The organism is Aeromonas sp. sif2433, assembly GCF_019218705.1.
Classification (GTDB): Bacteria; Pseudomonadota; Gammaproteobacteria; order Enterobacterales; family Aeromonadaceae; genus Aeromonas; species Aeromonas encheleia.
Genome location: NZ_JAHUXD010000002.1, coordinates 166,600 through 182,249, shown reverse-complemented (window position 1 = coordinate 182,249; position 15,650 = coordinate 166,600). Strand labels below are relative to the sequence as shown.

Sequence of the window (15,650 nt, the reverse complement as noted above, 5' to 3'; positions counted from 1 at the left end):
TTATTTTACTGGCATGGAAATTGAATAGCCTGATCCCAAACCCAGTTTGAGGTCAGGTTTATGACAATCTTGCAGCAGGACAACCCGCTTCAGTCACACGAGGTGAGCCAGCTTTATGCCATCTTCACGGCGCTGCCGACCGGCGTGCTGCTGCTCGATGGGGAGGGTCGGATCACCCGCGCCAACCCGGCGGCGTTGGCCCTGCTGGGGGAGCCGCTGGAGGGCCAGTCCTGGCGCCAGATCATCGCCCGCTGTTTCCAGCCCCGCGAGGATGACGGTCACGAGATTTCCCTGAGCGATGGGCGCCGGGTGCAGCTCTCGACCCAGCCCCTGCCGGATCAGCCGGGCCAGCTGGTGTTCATCACCGATCTCACCGAGACCCGCCAGCTGCAAGACAGGGTCAACCACATGAAGCGGCTGTCGGCCCTCGGCAACATGGCCGCCTCCCTGGCTCACCAGATCCGCACCCCGCTCTCTGCCGCCATGCTCTATGCGGCCAACCTCGCCAACCGCACCCTCAAGCCTGAGTCGCGCACCCTGTTCCAGCAGAAGCTGATGGCCAGGTTGCAAGACCTGGAAAAACAGATCAGCGACATCCTGCTGTTTGCCCGCAACGGCGACAACCAGGTGGTGGCCCCCGTCTCGGTACAGGGGCTGCTGGCTGAGGTGCAGGCCGGTGCCGAGGCGTTCTGTCAGCAGCAGGGCTGCACGCTGCACATCGAGGCGCCAGAGCCGGATCTCTGCCTGCTCGCCAACAGCAGCGCCCTGGCCGGTGCCATCAACAACCTGATCGCCAACGCCCAGCAGGCCGGGGCCGACTCGCTGCTGGTGAGTGCGGTGCGCAGCGGCGCCCGGGTGGAGATGCGCATCCTCGACAACGGCAAGGGGATACCCGCCCAGCTGCTCAATCAGATTTTCGAACCCTTCTTCACCACCCGCTCCCAGGGCACCGGCCTGGGGCTGGCGGTGGTGCAATCCGTGGTGCGTGCCCATCAGGGGGAGGTCGGCGTGGCCTCGGTCCCCGGTGAGGGCACCTGCTTTACCCTGTCGTTCCCCCTGCATCAGCAAGCGGTGCGGCTTGGCGGTGTGGCATGAACCCTATGTCGGCCGAGGCCATCCGGCCTGCGGTGATGAATGTCGATAAGGCCATATTGGCCGTGGTGGGAGGAGTGGCATGAGCCATGTCGGATCCCTGTTGAGAGCCGGTGGCGATGCCGTTTGGCCAATGTCAGTGAATATTGATGAGGCCGTATTGGCCGTGGTGGGAGGTGTAGCATGACTCAGGCCCGGATCCTGGTGGTGGAAGATGACAGCGGCCTGCGCGAGGCGCTGGTGGATACCCTGCTGCTCGGCGGCTACGAGTGCCGCGAGGCGGACAGTGGCGAGCGGGCCCTGCTGACCCTGTCGCGCCAGAGCATCGACATGGTCATCTCCGATATCCAGATGGGGGGCATGGATGGCCTGACCCTGCTGGCCAACATCCGCCAGCAGTATCCCCAGGTGCCGGTGCTGCTGATGACGGCCCATGCCAACATCGACGGGGCGGTGCGCGCCATGCGCGAGGGCGCCATCGACTACCTCGCCAAGCCATTCTCCCCCGAGGTGCTGCTCAACCAGGTCAGCCGCTATGTGCCGCCTCAGAAGATCGAGAAGCGAGCCGTGGTGTACGGGGATCCCAAGACCGCCGAGCTGTTCCAGCTGGCGACCAGGGTGGCGAGGAGCGAGGCCACCGTCATGGTGACCGGACCGAGCGGCACCGGCAAAGAGGTGCTGGCCCGCTACATCCACGACAACTCCAGCCGGGCCGAGCAGAGCTTCGTCGCCATCAACTGCGCCGCCATCCCGGAGAACATGCTGGAGGCGACCCTGTTCGGCTACGAGAAGGGCGCCTTCACCGGGGCGGTGCAGGGCTGCCCCGGCAAGTTCGAGCAGGCCCAGGGCGGCACCCTGCTGCTCGACGAGATCACCGAGATGGATCTGGGGCTGCAGGCCAAGCTGCTGCGGGTGTTGCAGGAGAAAGAGGTGGAGCGGCTCGGCAGCCGCAAGCTCATTCCCCTCGATGTGCGGGTCATCGCCACCAGCAACCGGGATCTCAAGAAGGCGGTGCAGGACGGGCTGTTTCGCGAGGATCTCTACTACCGGCTCAACGTCTTCCCGCTGCGCTGGAGCTCGCTCTGGGAGCGACCGGGCGACATATTGCCGCTGGCCGAGCACTTGCTGGCGCTCCATGCCGGTCAGCAGGGGCTGCCGGCGCCGCAGCTGGAGGCGGATGCGCGTGAGCGCCTGCTGGCCCACTCCTGGCCCGGCAACGTGCGCGAGCTCGACAACGTGATGCAGCGTGCCCTGATCCTGAGCCCGGACGGGGTGATTGGCACGGCGCAGCTGATCCTGGAGGAGACGGACGAGGCGCTGGTGCGCCCGGCCGAGCGCCTGACGGGGGAGGGGCTGGGCGGCGAGCTCAAGTTGCAGGAGCACCAGATCATCCTCGACACCCTGCAGGAGTGCAGCGGCAGCCGCAAGGATGCCGCCGACCGGCTCGGCATCAGCCCGCGCACCCTGCGCTACAAGTTGGCCCAGATGCGGGACGCCGGCATCGAGCTGCCCGCCTGAGCGCATGGCCTTGACGGCCCGGCTCGATTATCATAGGGGCCTGACGATTTGAACCCAGGACCCTTGCCGCTGCCTGCAGGCGCGGGGTCTGACTGTGTTAGGGGACCCTTATGATCTCTCATCGAAAACTGGAAACCGTGCTCAACCACCTGCTCGAGCCCCATGCCATCAAGGACTACTGTCCCAATGGCCTGCAGGTGGAGGGGCGCGAGCGCATCCGCAAGGTGGTCACCGGCGTCACCGCCAGCCAGGCCCTGATCGATGCGGCGGTGGCGCTGAATGCCGACGCCATCCTGGTGCATCACGGCTACTTCTGGAGCGGGGAACCGGCCCAGATCACCGGTATGAAGCAGCGCCGCCTCAAGACCCTGCTGACCCACGACATCAACCTGTTTGCCTATCACCTGCCGTTGGATGTGCACCCCGAGGTGGGCAACAACGCCCAGCTCGCCAAGCTGCTCGGCATCAAGGTGCGCCGTGGCCTGGAGCCCTGGAACAGCAAGAGCGTGGCCATGGTGGGCAAGCTGGAGCAGCCCATGAGCGGCAGCGATTTCGCAAAGCTTATTGTTGAGCGACTCGGCCGTGAGCCGCTTCACTGCGGTGACAGCGGTCCCGAACTCATCAGCTCGGTGGCCTGGTGCACCGGCGGTGGCCAGAGCTACATCAACCTGGCGGCGGAGCAGGGCATCGATGCCTTCATCTCCGGCGAGGCCTCCGAGCAGACCATCCACACCGCCCGCGAGATGGGGATGCACTTCTATGCCGCCGGCCATCACGCCACCGAGCGTTACGGCATCAAGGCGCTGGGGGAGTGGCTGGCGACGGTGCACGGGCTGGAGGTGACCTTTATCGATATTGACAATCCGGTCTAGGTTCGATTAGCCGTAGCGGCGTAATCGGACGTGACCGCAGCAATAGGTAGAAATGACAAGGGAGGCCTAGGCCTCCCTTGTTACATTTTGCATGCTGTGATTAGCGGTTACTCGCAGGCATGGCCCGCCGGGCCGAGCGCCACGCCATCCAGCAGGGCGGTGCCCTCCTGCATCCGCAGCCGCCCCTGGCAGAACCACTGCACCACCAGCGGGTAGATGCTGTGCTCCTGGGCCTGGACCCTGGCCGCCACCTCGCCTTCGTCATCGCCTTCGAAGATGGGCACCCGGGCCTGCAGGATCACCGGGCCGCCGTCCAGCTCTTCGGTGACGAAGTGGACGCTGGCACCGTGCTCGCTGTCCCCCGCCTCGATGGCGCGTTGGTGGGTGTGCAGCCCCTGATACTTGGGCAACAGGGAGGGGTGGATGTTGATCATCCGCCCGGCGAAGTGACGCACCAGATCGGCACTCAGGATCCGCATAAAGCCGGCCAACACCACCAGATCCGGCTGATAGTCTGCCATCAGCGCCTGCAGGGCGACGTCATACTCCGCCCGGCTGGCAAACTGCTGCTGGGCCAGGATGGAGGTGGCCACCCCGGCCTCCTGGGCGCGCACCAGACCATAGGCATCAGCCTTGTTGCTGATGACGCCGACCACCTGGCCCGCTATCTTGCCGCTGGCGCAACTGTCGAGGATGACCTGCAGGTTGCTGCCGCTGCCGGAGATGAGTACCAGGATGCGTTTCATAGGGGAGGTCATTTGATGACGACCTGCTCCTCGCCATCCGCAGCCTTGGCGATATGGCCGATGTGCCATGCGTTCTCGCCTTCGGCCTTGAGCAGGCTCAGCGCCTTGTCCAGCTGATCCGCGGGCAGGGCGATGATCATGCCGACGCCGCAGTTGAAGGTACGGTACATCTCGTGACGGGTGACGTTGCCGGCCTGCTGCAGCCAGCCGAACACCGCCGGCCACTGCCAACTCTGCTCGTCGATCACCGCCTGGGTGTTGGCGGGCAGCACGCGGGGGATGTTCTCCCAGAAGCCGCCGCCGGTGATGTGGGACAGCGCGTGGATCTCGCACTCCTTGATGAGCTTGAGCACCGGCTTCACATAGATGCGGGTCGGCTCCAGCAGGGCGTTGGCCAGGGTGGTCTCACCCAGCGGCTGGTGCACGTCGGCCTTGGAGACTTCCAGGATCTTGCGCACCAGGGAGAAGCCGTTGGAGTGGGGGCCGCTGGCGGCCAGAGCGATCAGGGCGTCCCCTTCGCCGACCTTGCTGCCGTCGATGATTTCGCTCTTCTCCACCACACCGACGCAGAAACCGGCGATGTCGTAGTCTTCCCCTTCATACATGCCTGGCATCTCGGCGGTTTCGCCGCCCACCAGGGCGCAGCCGGATTGCTCGCAACCGGCACCTATGCCGGTCACCACGGCGGCGGCGGTGTCCACATCCAGCTTGCCGGTGGCGTAGTAGTCGAGGAAGAACAGCGGCTCGGCGCCTTGCACTATCAGGTCATTGACGCACATGGCCACCAGATCGATGCCCACTGTGTCGTGTTTTTTCAGATCGATGGCGAGACGCAGCTTGGTGCCCACCCCGTCGGTGCCCGAGACCAGCACCGGCTCCTTGTAGCCCGCAGGGATTTGACACAGGGCCCCAAAGCCGCCAAGACCACCAAGGACTTCAGGACGACGAGTGCGTTTTGACACGCCCTTGATACGTTCAACCAGTGCATTGCCGGCATCGATATCCACGCCAGCATCCTTGTAGCTCAGTGAGGTTTTGTCAGTCACGCGTATTCCCCGTCATATGAAGAAGTGGAGGGTAAAATTCGGGGCGTATTCTACCAGCGGCGTGGTAAAAGCAGAAAGGAAATCGTTTGCGCGTTTTTGCGTGGAAAAGCTCCACAAGCGGCGGCTTTTGTTGTATGATTCCGCGATTTTTTCGCGGCAGGTTAGAGGAGATAATAATGAAAGTCGTTGAAGTCAAACACCCCCTGGTCAAGCACAAGATCGGGCTGATGCGTGAAGGCGATATCAGCACCAAGCGTTTCCGTGAACTGGCCAAAGAAGTGGGCAGTTTGTTGACCTACGAAGCGACCTCTGACTTCGAAACCGAGAAAGTTACCATCGATGGCTGGAACGGGCCAGTGGAAGTTGACCAGATCAAGGGCAAGAAGGTCACTGTGGTGCCCATCCTGCGCGCCGGTCTTGGCATGATGGATGGCGTGCTCGAGCACATGCCGAGCGCCCGCGTCAGCGTGGTCGGCATCTACCGCGATGAAGAGACCCTGCAACCGGTTCCCTACTTCGAGAAGATCGTCAGCAACATCGAAGAGCGTCTGGCCCTGGTGATCGACCCCATGCTGGCCACCGGCGGCTCCATGATCGCCACCATCGACCTGCTCAAGAAGAAGGGCTGCCAGTCCATCAAGGTGCTGGTGCTGGTCGCCGCGCCGGAAGGCATCAAGGCGCTGGAAGCCGCTCACCCCGACGTGGAGCTCTACTGTGCCTCCGTCGATCAGGGCCTGAACGAGAAGGGCTACATAGTGCCTGGTCTGGGCGATGCCGGTGACAAGATCTTCGGCACCAAATAAACCCTGATGCCATAACCCCTTCTGCTCGTGAGAGGGGGAAAACGGAGCCGGCATCTCGCCGGCTTCGCTGTTTATACAGTCCCCCGTCTTGCTGGGAAGCGCGCCTTGCCGCTACCATAAGCACCATCTCCCATTTCGAGAATCTTCTTTATGCTTAAACGCTTAGTGACGCTCCTCTGCTGCTCCCTGTCGTTGATGGTGTCGGCCGCCCAGGTGACCGATCTCTATCAGGGCAAGGCGCCGACCAGCGGTGACATGGCTGCCGCCCAGTCCCAGGCACTGGGCGATGTGCTGATCAAGGTGACAGGCCGACGCGACATCCTCACCCAGCCGGCGGTGGTCAAGGCACTGGCCGCGCCAGGCGATTATGTGCAGCACTACGGTTACCAGGATCTGGGGCCGGTCAAGTTCCTCAAGGCCGACTTCGACGTCACCAAGGTCAACGCCCTGATCGCCCAGAGCAAGTTCCCCTTGCTTGGGCCCGCCCGGCCGCAGATGGCGATCTGGCTGGTGGTCGATGAAGGGGAGCGCCGCATATTGCCGGATCAGTCAAGCGATGGCTGGGCCGCCGCGCTGCGCGCCCAGAGCCAGGCAATGGGCCTGCCGGTCAGCATTCCGCTGATGGATCTCGATGACAACATGGCGGTCAACGCCACCGACGTCTGGGGCCGCTTCGCCGACCCCATTCTCCAGGCGAGCCAGCGTTATGGCGCCGAGATGGTGGTGCTGGGCAAGCTGACGCCGGAGGGTGACAAGGATGAGGGAAAATGGAGCATCGACTGGGGTCTCTATGGTCCCAAGGCGGGCGGTGAGCTGGCGGAGTTGACCAAGGGCGCCGGCTCAGGCACCCAGGCCGAGGTGGCGCAGGGGATGGCCGATGCGCTGGCCGGCTGGCTGGTGCAACAGTACGGCACCCGCCTGTCCGGCGTGGCCTCCAGCCAGACCCTGGTGGTGGAAGGCTTGTCCGGCATCGATGGCATGATCACGGTGCAGAAGATGCTGCAGGGCATGGCCAGCATCACCAAGGTGACGATCGGCAAGCTGGAGGGGGACAAGGTCACCTTCAACCTCTCCCTGCAGGGTGACAAGGCCGAGCTGGTGCGCGGTCTGCAACTGGAGAGCCGCCTGCGCCAGATCGAAGACAATGAGAGCGGTTTGCGCTACCAATGGGCACAGCCCTGATCCTCTGCAGCCGAAGATAATGCGCGCAGTCTGCGTTACCAATGGTCGCACTGCCGATCTTTATTGAGGATCCAAACCGCCCGGCCGAGTCCGGGCGGTTCTCTATCTGCCGCGGCGATGATACACTTGGGCACAAATGTCACAGTCAAAGCCCAACGAGTGAAGCAACCGGCCCAACTGTCTTTAGCCGTACAATTACCGGATGATGAAACCTTCGTCAGTTTTTATCCCGGCAACAATGCCCATCTGATCACCGCTCTCAAGAACGCGGCCATCGGTCAGGGCGCGCCTTTCCTCTATTTCTGGGGCGCCAAAGGATCCGGGCGCTCCCACCTGCTGCACGCCACCTGCGCCGAGGTCAACGCCCGCGACGCTGCCGCGGCCTATCTCTCCCTCGATCAGTTTGAACAGCTGGATCCCAGCATGCTCGATGCCCTCGAGAGCCTGCCGCTGGTCTGCCTCGACAGCCTGGAGGCCATCGCCGGCAATGCGCTCTGGGAGCGAGCCCTGTTCGACTTCTACAACCGCTGGAAAGAGAAAGGCGAGGGCACCCTGGTGGTGACCGGCTGCAGCGCCCCGCGCAAGCTGGGACTGCAACTGCCGGATCTCGCCTCGCGCCTCGACTGGGGGGTGAGTTTCCACCTCGACGAGCTGGACGATGAGGGCAAGCTCAGCGCCTTGCAGCTGCGCGCCGAACTGCGGGGCTTCAAGTTGCCCATCGACGTGGGTCGCTTCCTGCTCAATCGGCTGTCACGCGACATGCGCACCCTGCTCGCCACCCTCAATCAACTCGATAACGCCTCGTTTCGCGCCAAGCGCAAGCTCACCATCCCCTTCGTCAAGGAGATCCTCGAGCTCTGACCCGGCGGTATTGCCCCGTTTCATGTCTCACGCGCAAAAAAGAAACCCCGGCACCAGGCCGGGGTTTTTGTTCGCGTTATGCGGTCATCAGTGGAACTGATCTTCTTCGGTGGAGCCGGTCAGTGCAGTGACGGACGACTGTCCACCCTGGATGACGGTGGTCACCTTGTCGAAGTAACCCGTGCCCACTTCCTGCTGGTGCGCCACGAAGGTGTAGCCACGGCTGGCGGCGGCAAATTCCGGCTCCTGCACCATCTCGACGTAGTGCTTCATCCCCTCGCCACGGGCGTACTGGTAGGCCAGTTCGTACATGTGGAACCACATGTTATGAATTCCAGCGAGCGTGATGAACTGGTACTTGTAGCCCATGTCGGACAGCTCCTGCTGGAAGCGGGCGATGGTGGCATCGTCCAGGTTCTTCTTCCAGTTGAAGCTGGGGGAGCAGTTGTAGGCCAGTATGGTATCCGGGTACTGCGCCTTGATGGCTTCGGCAAACTGGCGCGCCTCGTCCAGATCCGGCTTGGCGGTTTCACACCACACCATGTCGGCGTAAGGGGCATAGGCCAGGCCGCGGGAGATGGCCTGCTCGATCCCCGCCTGCACCTTGTAGAAGCCCTCGGCGGTACGCTCACCGGTCAGGAAGCCGGCATCGTAAGGGTCGGCGTCCGTGGTCAGCAGGTCGGCGGCATTGGCGTCGGTACGGGCGATCACCAGGGTGGTGGTGCCGCAGACATCCGCTGCCAAACGTGCTGCGACCAGCTTCTGCACCGCTTCCTGGGTGGGGACCAGCACCTTGCCACCCATGTGGCCGCACTTCTTGACCGAGGCCAGCTGATCTTCGAAGTGCACGCCGGCGGCACCCGCCTCAATCATGTTCTTCATCAGCTCGAAGGCGTTCAGCACGCCGCCGAAACCGGCCTCGGCATCTGCGACTATCGGCAGGAAGTAGTCGATGAAACCGGCATCCTGCGGACCCAGCTTGTTGGCCCACTGGATCTGGTCGGCTCGGGCGAAGGAATTGTTGATGCGCTCCACCACGGACGGTACCGAGTTGGCCGGGTAGAGGGACTGATCCGGGTACATGGTGGAGGAGAGGTTGTTATCCGCCGCCACCTGCCAGCCGGAGAGGTAGATCGCCTCTATGCCCGCCTTGGCCTGCTGCACCGCCTGGCCGCCGGTCAGGGCGCCGAGACAGTTCACATAGCCCTTCCTGGCGCCGCCGTGGATCAGCTCCCACAGCTTGTCGGCACCGCGCTGGGCCAGGGTGTGTACCGGCTGCAGGCTGCCACGCAGGTTCACCACGTCTTCGGCGCTGTAGCCGCGTTTGATCCCTTTCCAGCGGGGGTTCTCTGCCCAGTCTTTCTCGATAGCCTGGATCTGTTGCTCACGGGTCAGTGCCATATCAGTTCCCTCTTTCATTGATTTCACGTTTCCATTGATTTGTTATGGACGAGCCCCGCCCGGGGCCCGGATTCAGAGCCGCTCGTAACCGGGCAGCGTCAGAAAATCGATCAGGGTGTCGGCGCAGGTGATCTGCTCCATCAACTCGCTCGCCTCGGCAAAGCGGCCTGCCTGCCAGCGGGCATCGCCCAGCTCGGTTTTGACCACCTCCTGCTCCTCGGCCAGCATCTGGCGGAACAGCGCCTTGGTCACCACCTTGCCGTTGGAGAGGCTCTTGCCGTGGCGGATCCACTGCCAGATGGAGGTGCGGGAGATCTCGGCGGTGGCCGCGTCTTCCATCAGACCGTAGATGGGCACGCAGCCGTTGCCGCCGATCCAGGCTTCCAGATACTGCAGGGCGACCCGGATATTGGTGCGCATGCCGGCCTCGGTGCGCTCACCCTCGCAGGGAGCCAGCAGGTCGGCGGCGGTGATGGGGGCATCCTGTTCACGCAGGACCCCGATCTGGTTCCTGGCGCCAGCCGGGATGGCGGCGTTGAATACCGCCATGGCGGTATCGGCGAGGCCGGGGTGAGCCACCCAGGTGCCGTCGTGACCGTTGTGGGCCTCCCGCTCCTTGTCCGCCTTGACCTTGGCGAACACCTGCTCGTTGACGACCGGATCCTTGGCGGGGATGAAGGCGGCCATGCCACCCATGGCCAGGGCACCGCGCTGGTGACAGGTCTTGATCAGCAGGCGTGAATAGGCGGAGAGGAAGGGCTTGTCCATGGTGACCACCTGGCGGTCCGGCAGCACCCTGTCCCCATGATCCTTGAGCGTCTTGATGTAGCTGAAGATGTAGTCCCAGCGGCCGCAGTTCAGCGCGACTATGTGATCCTTCATCTGATAGAGCAGCTCGTCCATCTCGAACACCGCCGGCAGGGTTTCGATGAGTACCGTGGCCTTGATGGTGCCGCGGGGCAGCCCGAACTTGTCTTCGGTCCAGGCGAACACCTCGCTCCACCAGCGCCCCTCCAGATGGCTCTGCAGCTTGGGCAGGTAGAAGTAGGGGCCTGAGCCCTTGGCCAGCAGCGCCTGATGGTTGTGCAGGAAGTAGAGCGCGAAGTCGAACAGGCCGCCGGGAATGGGGGCGCCGTCGAAGGTGACGTGTTTCTCCGGCAGGTGCAGGCCGCGCACCCGGCAGATCAGCACCGCCGGATCGGCCTTGAGGCTGTAGGACTTGCCCTCGGGGCTCTGGTAGGAGACGGTGCCGTTGACCGCGTCGCGCAGGTTGATTTGGCCCTCGATCACCTTATTCCAGGCCGGTGCCAGGGAGTCTTCGAAGTCCGCCATGAACACCTTGACGTTGGCGTTGAGGGCGTTGATCACCATCTTGCGCTCGACCGGCCCGGTGATCTCCACCCGCCGGTCCTGCAGGTCGGCCGGGATGCCGCGCACCGTCCAGCTTCCCTCGCGAATATGGGCGGTCTCGGGCAGAAAGTCCGGCAGCTCGCCACCGTCGATGCGCGCCTGACGGGCCACCCGTTGCTTCAGCAGTGCATCACGCTGAGAGGCAAAGCGCTCCACCAGTTCGGAGACCAGGGCCACCGCAGCGGGCGTCAGAATTTGCGCGTAATCGGGAAGCATCTCGCCTTGGATGCGCAGACGGTGGCTGCTGTGGGTCTGGGCCGGTGCCGACATAGGGTTCACTCCTTTGAAAGTTACATTTTGAACTTACTAACTACGACTAAGGTCTATCTCCATTTCCTTAAAGCCCCTGTAACAGCGGGATAACACGATTTATAAGGTGCAAAATATTGCCCGGTTCGTCAACCTAATTTTTAAAACGGGTGTTTTTGACTGGTGTTTAAGTTGATGTTTTTAATGGATTTATTTGATTGACGTAAAAGCTCTAGCTAGATGGTTATGCTCTTGGCCAGGCACCCGTTCAGGCGAAGGGAACGGAGTCCGTCCAGAACATGAAAAATGTAATTTATTACGTAATAAAATTACCAATGCAAAAACAAATCCCGACCTTACTCCAGGCTTTGCAAAAACATCTGTATGAAATACATCCTGCAAATGCCGTTGGCGTCTAGCTCCTGCAGGTATTGAATGATGAACTGTTGTTTAAAACTGGTTCCGGATGCATCGAGCGGATGGGGGTCTGGGGCCCCTATCGTTGAAATGACGAGCAATAACGTAGGTTTGTATCAGCGAGCGGTGGGGAGAGGGGAGGGATGGGAGGGGATGCAGGCAGTGAATAATGCCAATAACCTGCGTCTATTTAGCATTTTGTTGTTTTTTTAGTCGACCGGATTTGGCCGGGGGAAAGGGCGGTGCGGAGTAGCAGGATTGGCCATGGATCCACGACCTGGCAGGCGGGGAGAGGGGCTCATTGGCCGGCTCAATAGTCATCGTCCGGGGCGGCGAGATCGATCACATCGAGCTGCACCATGTTGCCCGGTTCGGCGTCGGTGGCTTCGATGTCGGGATGCGGTGACGGAATAAGGGGCTGATCGGGTTGAAGTTCAACAGCTTGGGTCATGGGTGCTTGCCTCATTGGATTGCAAGCCGGTTGGTGACTCCCTCACCCTGATGCCCACCTCCCTGTCTGAATGGCCGGCGGAAAAGTTGCGTATCCTAGCGACACTTTGTAAAAGCTTCAAGTGGTTCTGTATAAAAAATATGCCGTTCCCGAGGGGCCAGGTGCAGGAGATGGGGACGCGCGGTGAAGCAGATAAAGGAGGAAAGGGGACAAACAAGAGTAGGGGGGTAGAGGGAGATCTGGGGATAAAAAAATAGCCCAGTCGTGGGACTGGGCTATTTCTCGGGGAAAATGGTCGGTGTGAGAGGATTCGAACCTCCGACCCTCTACACCCCATGCAGATGCGCTACCTGGCTGCGCTACACACCGACGAGGTCAGTTCGAGCTGACGGAGGGAAGTCTAATGATCTGGGCAAGTAGGCGCAACTCCTTTTTTATCAGGGAGATGCCGATTGCTTCTTTATTGCGCAGACAAGATGCAACTTGGGCGCTGGCGGGAGATTTGGCATAATCGCCGCCCACCCGAGATGGCGGCATCCGGCCGCGGCGGCGGGTGGCATATGGGCACCAAGCCGTCTGAGTTGTGAATACGGATAGAAACCTAAGAGGAGCGGGCGTGGAGTCAGCAGAGAAGAGAGCAGCCGAGATGCAGCTCACCCAGGATGAGCGCTGGATGCAGCATGCCATGGCGCTGGCCAGCAAGGCGGAGGGGATCGGCGAGATCCCGGTCGGCGCCGTGCTGGTGTTGGGGGACGAGGTGATAGGCGAGGGTTGGAATCGCTCCATCAGCGAGCACGATGCCTGCGCCCACGCGGAAATCATGGCGATCCGCGCCGCCGGTACCCGACTGGCGAACTACCGGCTGCTCGACACCACCCTCTATGTGACGCTGGAGCCCTGCTGCATGTGCGCCGGCGCCCTCATCCACAGCCGGGTCAGGCGAGTGGTCTACGGGGCGCAGGATCTCAAGACCGGGGCCGCGGGCTCGGTGTTCGAGATCCTGCAGGACTCGCGGCACAATCACAGGGTGGAGATCCGTGGCGGCGTGCTGGCGGATGTCTGCTCGGCCCAGCTCTCGGCCTTCTTCAAGCGGCGCCGGGCCGAGCAGAAGGCGGCAAAACTGGCGGCAAAACAGGCGAGCGACGCCGCATCCTGACTGCGGCGAGGGGAGCCGCCCGCCTCCTCGCCGAATGATGGGCCCAGCACCCTAGTCCAAACACCTCGTACAAACAAAGGGTTGGCCCCATTTCACCGCGACCATTTTCCCTCGCAATTACCTCTCTGCCTGCGCCTCGATGTAACAAAACTGTCATGCAACCGCCATATAATGCCGCCAAGCCTAGCTCACATTGAGGTTTTGCATGTCATCGGAATCGATCAACCTGGTCATGGCGGGCAGTAGAAAACGCCGGATCAAGGACAAGTTGGCCAAGTACGGGGTCACCACAGGCGGTGGTCTGGTATTGGTGGCCCTGTTGCTTATCTTCTTCTATCTGCTCTATGTGGTGAAACCCATCTTCAATGGCGCCAGCATGGAAGCGACCTCCTCCTTTACCCTGCCGGTGCAGGGCAAGACCGCCTGGCTCGGCGTCGAAGAGCAGAACGAGATCGGTTATCGCTTCAGCGATCAGGGTCAGGTCAGCTTCTTCGCCGTGCAGCACGATGGCAACCTCAAGGTGGGTCAGGTGCTGGGTCAGGCCCAGATCGCGGGCAAGATCACCGCGGTCGCGACGCCGGCCCCTGGCCAGAAGCTGATCGCCTACGGCTTTGCCGATGGCAAGGCGCAGGTCGTCCAGCCTTACTTCAAGGTCTCCTATCCCGACGACGTGCGCGTCATCGAACCCAGCCTGCAGTATCCCTTCGGTGAGGAGCCCATGGTGGTCGATCCCCAGGGCAAGGCGCTCAAGGGCATGGTGTTCGAGGCGACCAAGGACAAGATGGCCGCCGCCGCCGTGACCGAGGATGGTCGTGGCGTGATGACGGTGCTGAGCGGCGAGGAGAACTTCCTCTCCGGCGAAGTGGAGTGGAGCAGCCAGAACTACGCCATACCCTCCCTGCCGCGCCACGTGGATCAGATGCTGCTGACCCCCAACCTGCGCATCCTGTTCGTGCGCGAAGGCAACCGCCTGTCGATCTATGACATCCACAACCTCAGCGACATCTCCCTGCGCGACGTCATGGAGATCAACGCCCCCAACGCCAACGTGACCAAGGTCGAGCTGCTCTCCGGCGCCTCCTCCCTGCTGGTGGGCAACGACAACGGCGTCATCTCCCAGTGGTTCGAAGTGGCGAAGGATGGCAAGCGCCAGTTCGCCCAGATCCGCGACTTCAAGGGCGATGGTCCGGTCGACCTGCTGACCCCCGAGCACTTTCGCAAGGGCTTCATCAGCGGCGCCAAGGACGGTACCGTCAGCTTCTTCCACGCCACCGGCGAGTCCAAGCTGCTGAGCGAGAAGATCGAGGGCGGTGCCCTGGCGGCGCTCGCCATCTCCCCTCGCCACAACCTGTTGCTGATGCAGCAGGAGAACACCTTCAAGCTGTTCGACGTCGAGAACGAGCACCCCGAGGTGACCTGGTCGGCCCTGTGGCAAGAGGTGTGGTACGAGGGCTATCCCGAGCCCATGTATGTGTGGCAGTCCACCTCCGCCAGCAACGACTTCGAGGCCAAGCTGAGCCTGGTGCCGCTGGTGTTCGGGACCCTCAAGGCCTCCTTCTACGCCATGCTGTTCGCGGTGCCGCTCGGGGTGGCCGGTGCCATCTACACCGCCTACTTCATGTCGGCGGGGCTGCGCAAATACGTCAAGCCGACGGTGGAAATCATGGCGGCGCTGCCGACCGTGATCCTGGGCTTCCTGGCCGGTCTCTGGCTCGCCCCCATCATCGAGGGTTCGCTGCCCGGGGTGATACTGCTGCTGATCCTGCTGCCGATGGGCATGTTGCTGACCGCGCTGGCCTGGAACTACCTGCCGGAGCGTGGCCGCTCCTGGTTGCCTGACGGTTGGCACGCCATTCTGCTCATTCCGGTGCTGCTGCTGATCGGCTGGGGGGCCTTCGCCCTGAGCCCGCTCATCGAGAACGCCTTCATGCACGGGGATTCCCGCATCTGGCTGACCCACGAGATGGGCATCAAGTTTGACCAGCGCAACTCCCTGGTGGTCGGCATCGCCATGGGCTTCGCGGTCATACCCACCATCTTCTCCATCGCCGAGGATGCTGTGTTCTCGGTGCCCAAGCACCTCACTCAAGGGTCTCTGGCGCTCGGCGCCACCCCCTGGCAGACCCTGAGCCGGGTGGTGATCCTGACCGCGAGTCCGGGCATCTTCTCGGCGGTGATGATGGGCCTTGGCCGCGCCGTGGGCGAGACCATGATAGTGCTGATGGCGACCGGCAATACCCCCATCATGGACTTCTCCATGTTCCAGGGGCTGCGCACCCTGGCGGCGAACATCGCGGTGGAGATGCCGGAGTCGGAAGTGGGCAGTTCCCACTACCGGGTGCTGTTCCTCGCGGCCTTCGTCCTGTTTGTATTCACCTTTATGTTCAACACCCTGGCCGAGTTCATTCGTCAGCGGTTGCGCGAAAAATACAGCTCTCTGTAAGGG

13 protein-coding genes and 1 tRNA gene are annotated in these 15,650 nt (G+C 62.4%); 8 read left to right on the top strand and 6 right to left on the bottom strand.

What is annotated here, in order from left to right; genetic code table 11:
• Positions 1–60 precede the first annotated feature (60 nt).
• From KW825_RS03835 to KW825_RS03825, 3 genes are all read left to right on the top strand, one after another.
• Complete coding sequence (locus KW825_RS03835) at positions 61–1,095, top strand: PAS domain-containing sensor histidine kinase (RefSeq protein WP_218328290.1); 1,035 nt, start codon at positions 61–63, stop codon at positions 1,093–1,095.
• A gap of 180 nt (positions 1,096–1,275) precedes the next feature.
• Positions 1,276–2,610, top strand: a complete 1,335-nt coding sequence (locus tag KW825_RS03830) for a sigma-54 dependent transcriptional regulator (protein ID WP_218328289.1) — start codon at positions 1,276–1,278, stop codon at positions 2,608–2,610.
• Between the two features lie 110 nt (positions 2,611–2,720).
• Positions 2,721–3,482 carry a Nif3-like dinuclear metal center hexameric protein gene (locus KW825_RS03825; protein ID WP_218328288.1) on the top strand — a complete coding sequence of 254 codons (762 nt, stop codon included), beginning with the start codon at positions 2,721–2,723 and terminating at the stop codon, positions 3,480–3,482.
• 107 nt (positions 3,483–3,589) lie between these two features.
• Here KW825_RS03825 and purN read toward each other — a convergent pair whose 3' ends face one another.
• Together purN and purM are read right to left on the bottom strand one after the other, a co-directional pair.
• A complete protein-coding gene (purN, locus tag KW825_RS03820; protein WP_218328287.1) occupies positions 3,590–4,228 on the bottom strand; it encodes a phosphoribosylglycinamide formyltransferase in 639 nt (212 codons plus the stop codon).
• 8 nt (positions 4,229–4,236) lie between these two features.
• Positions 4,237–5,274, bottom strand: coding sequence for a phosphoribosylformylglycinamidine cyclo-ligase (purM, locus tag KW825_RS03815; RefSeq protein WP_218328286.1), 1,038 nt, complete (start codon positions 5,272–5,274; stop codon positions 4,237–4,239).
• 176 nt (positions 5,275–5,450) lie between these two features.
• Here purM and upp point away from each other — a divergent pair, with 176 nt between their 5' ends.
• The 3 genes from upp to hda all read left to right on the top strand — a co-directional run bounded on the left by upp (position 5,451) and on the right by hda (position 8,120).
• Positions 5,451–6,077: a uracil phosphoribosyltransferase gene (gene upp, locus KW825_RS03810; RefSeq protein WP_005320172.1), complete on the top strand. Its 627-nt coding sequence runs from the start codon at positions 5,451–5,453 to the stop codon at positions 6,075–6,077.
• A gap of 150 nt (positions 6,078–6,227) precedes the next feature.
• Positions 6,228–7,259 (top strand): DUF2066 domain-containing protein, encoded by a 1,032-nt coding sequence (locus KW825_RS03805; protein ID WP_218328285.1) that lies wholly within the window; start codon positions 6,228–6,230, stop codon positions 7,257–7,259.
• 159 nt (positions 7,260–7,418) lie between these two features.
• Entirely contained in the window at positions 7,419–8,120 is a 702-nt protein-coding gene (gene hda / locus KW825_RS03800) for a DnaA inactivator Hda (protein ID WP_033131154.1), read from the top strand.
• An 87-nt stretch (positions 8,121–8,207) separates the two neighbouring features.
• Here hda and aceA read toward each other — a convergent pair whose 3' ends face one another.
• The 4 genes from aceA to KW825_RS03780 form a co-directional block, all read right to left on the bottom strand.
• Positions 8,208–9,521 (bottom strand): isocitrate lyase, encoded by a 1,314-nt coding sequence (gene aceA / locus KW825_RS03795; protein WP_218328284.1) that lies wholly within the window; start codon positions 9,519–9,521, stop codon positions 8,208–8,210.
• Positions 9,522–9,593: 72 nt separating this feature from the next.
• Positions 9,594–11,201 carry a malate synthase A gene (aceB, locus tag KW825_RS03790; protein ID WP_218328283.1) on the bottom strand — a complete coding sequence of 536 codons (1,608 nt, stop codon included), beginning with the start codon at positions 11,199–11,201 and terminating at the stop codon, positions 9,594–9,596.
• Between the two features lie 706 nt (positions 11,202–11,907).
• Complete coding sequence (locus KW825_RS03785) at positions 11,908–12,048, bottom strand: hypothetical protein (protein WP_218291930.1); 141 nt, start codon at positions 12,046–12,048, stop codon at positions 11,908–11,910.
• Between the two features lie 292 nt (positions 12,049–12,340).
• Positions 12,341–12,417 (bottom strand) — tRNA-Pro (locus KW825_RS03780).
• A 277-nt stretch (positions 12,418–12,694) separates the two neighbouring features.
• On the opposite strand from KW825_RS03780, the gene tadA reads away from it, so the two are divergent.
• The gene (gene tadA / locus KW825_RS03775) at positions 12,695–13,204 is read left to right on the top strand and encodes a tRNA adenosine(34) deaminase TadA (RefSeq protein WP_218328282.1); all 510 of its coding nucleotides are present in this window, start codon (positions 12,695–12,697) and stop codon (positions 13,202–13,204) included.
• A gap of 205 nt (positions 13,205–13,409) precedes the next feature.
• Complete coding sequence (locus tag KW825_RS03770; RefSeq protein WP_218291929.1) at positions 13,410–15,647, top strand: ABC transporter permease subunit; 2,238 nt, start codon at positions 13,410–13,412, stop codon at positions 15,645–15,647.
• The last annotated feature ends 3 nt before the right edge of the window (positions 15,648–15,650 follow it).

What these genes read in the sequence shown, in the direction of transcription:
- KW825_RS03805 (WP_218328285.1), top strand. Translation starts at nt 6,228, where the DNA reads ATGCTTAAACGCTTAGTGACGCTCCTCTGCTGCTCCCTGTCGTTGATG.
- tadA (WP_218328282.1), top strand. Translation starts at nt 12,695, where the DNA reads ATGCAGCTCACCCAGGATGAGCGCTGGATGCAGCATGCCATGGCGCTG.
- KW825_RS03835 (WP_218328290.1), top strand. Translation starts at nt 61, where the DNA reads ATGACAATCTTGCAGCAGGACAACCCGCTTCAGTCACACGAGGTGAGC.
- KW825_RS03825 (WP_218328288.1), top strand. Translation starts at nt 2,721, where the DNA reads ATGATCTCTCATCGAAAACTGGAAACCGTGCTCAACCACCTGCTCGAG.
- purN (WP_218328287.1), bottom strand. Translation starts at nt 4,228, where the DNA reads ATGAAACGCATCCTGGTACTCATCTCCGGCAGCGGCAGCAACCTGCAG.
- aceA (WP_218328284.1), bottom strand. Translation starts at nt 9,521, where the DNA reads ATGGCACTGACCCGTGAGCAACAGATCCAGGCTATCGAGAAAGACTGG.
- KW825_RS03770 (WP_218291929.1), top strand. Translation starts at nt 13,410, where the DNA reads ATGTCATCGGAATCGATCAACCTGGTCATGGCGGGCAGTAGAAAACGC.
- KW825_RS03830 (WP_218328289.1), top strand. Translation starts at nt 1,276, where the DNA reads ATGACTCAGGCCCGGATCCTGGTGGTGGAAGATGACAGCGGCCTGCGC.
- aceB (WP_218328283.1), bottom strand. Translation starts at nt 11,201, where the DNA reads ATGTCGGCACCGGCCCAGACCCACAGCAGCCACCGTCTGCGCATCCAA.
- upp (WP_005320172.1), top strand. Translation starts at nt 5,451, where the DNA reads ATGAAAGTCGTTGAAGTCAAACACCCCCTGGTCAAGCACAAGATCGGG.
- KW825_RS03785 (WP_218291930.1), bottom strand. Translation starts at nt 12,048, where the DNA reads ATGACCCAAGCTGTTGAACTTCAACCCGATCAGCCCCTTATTCCGTCA.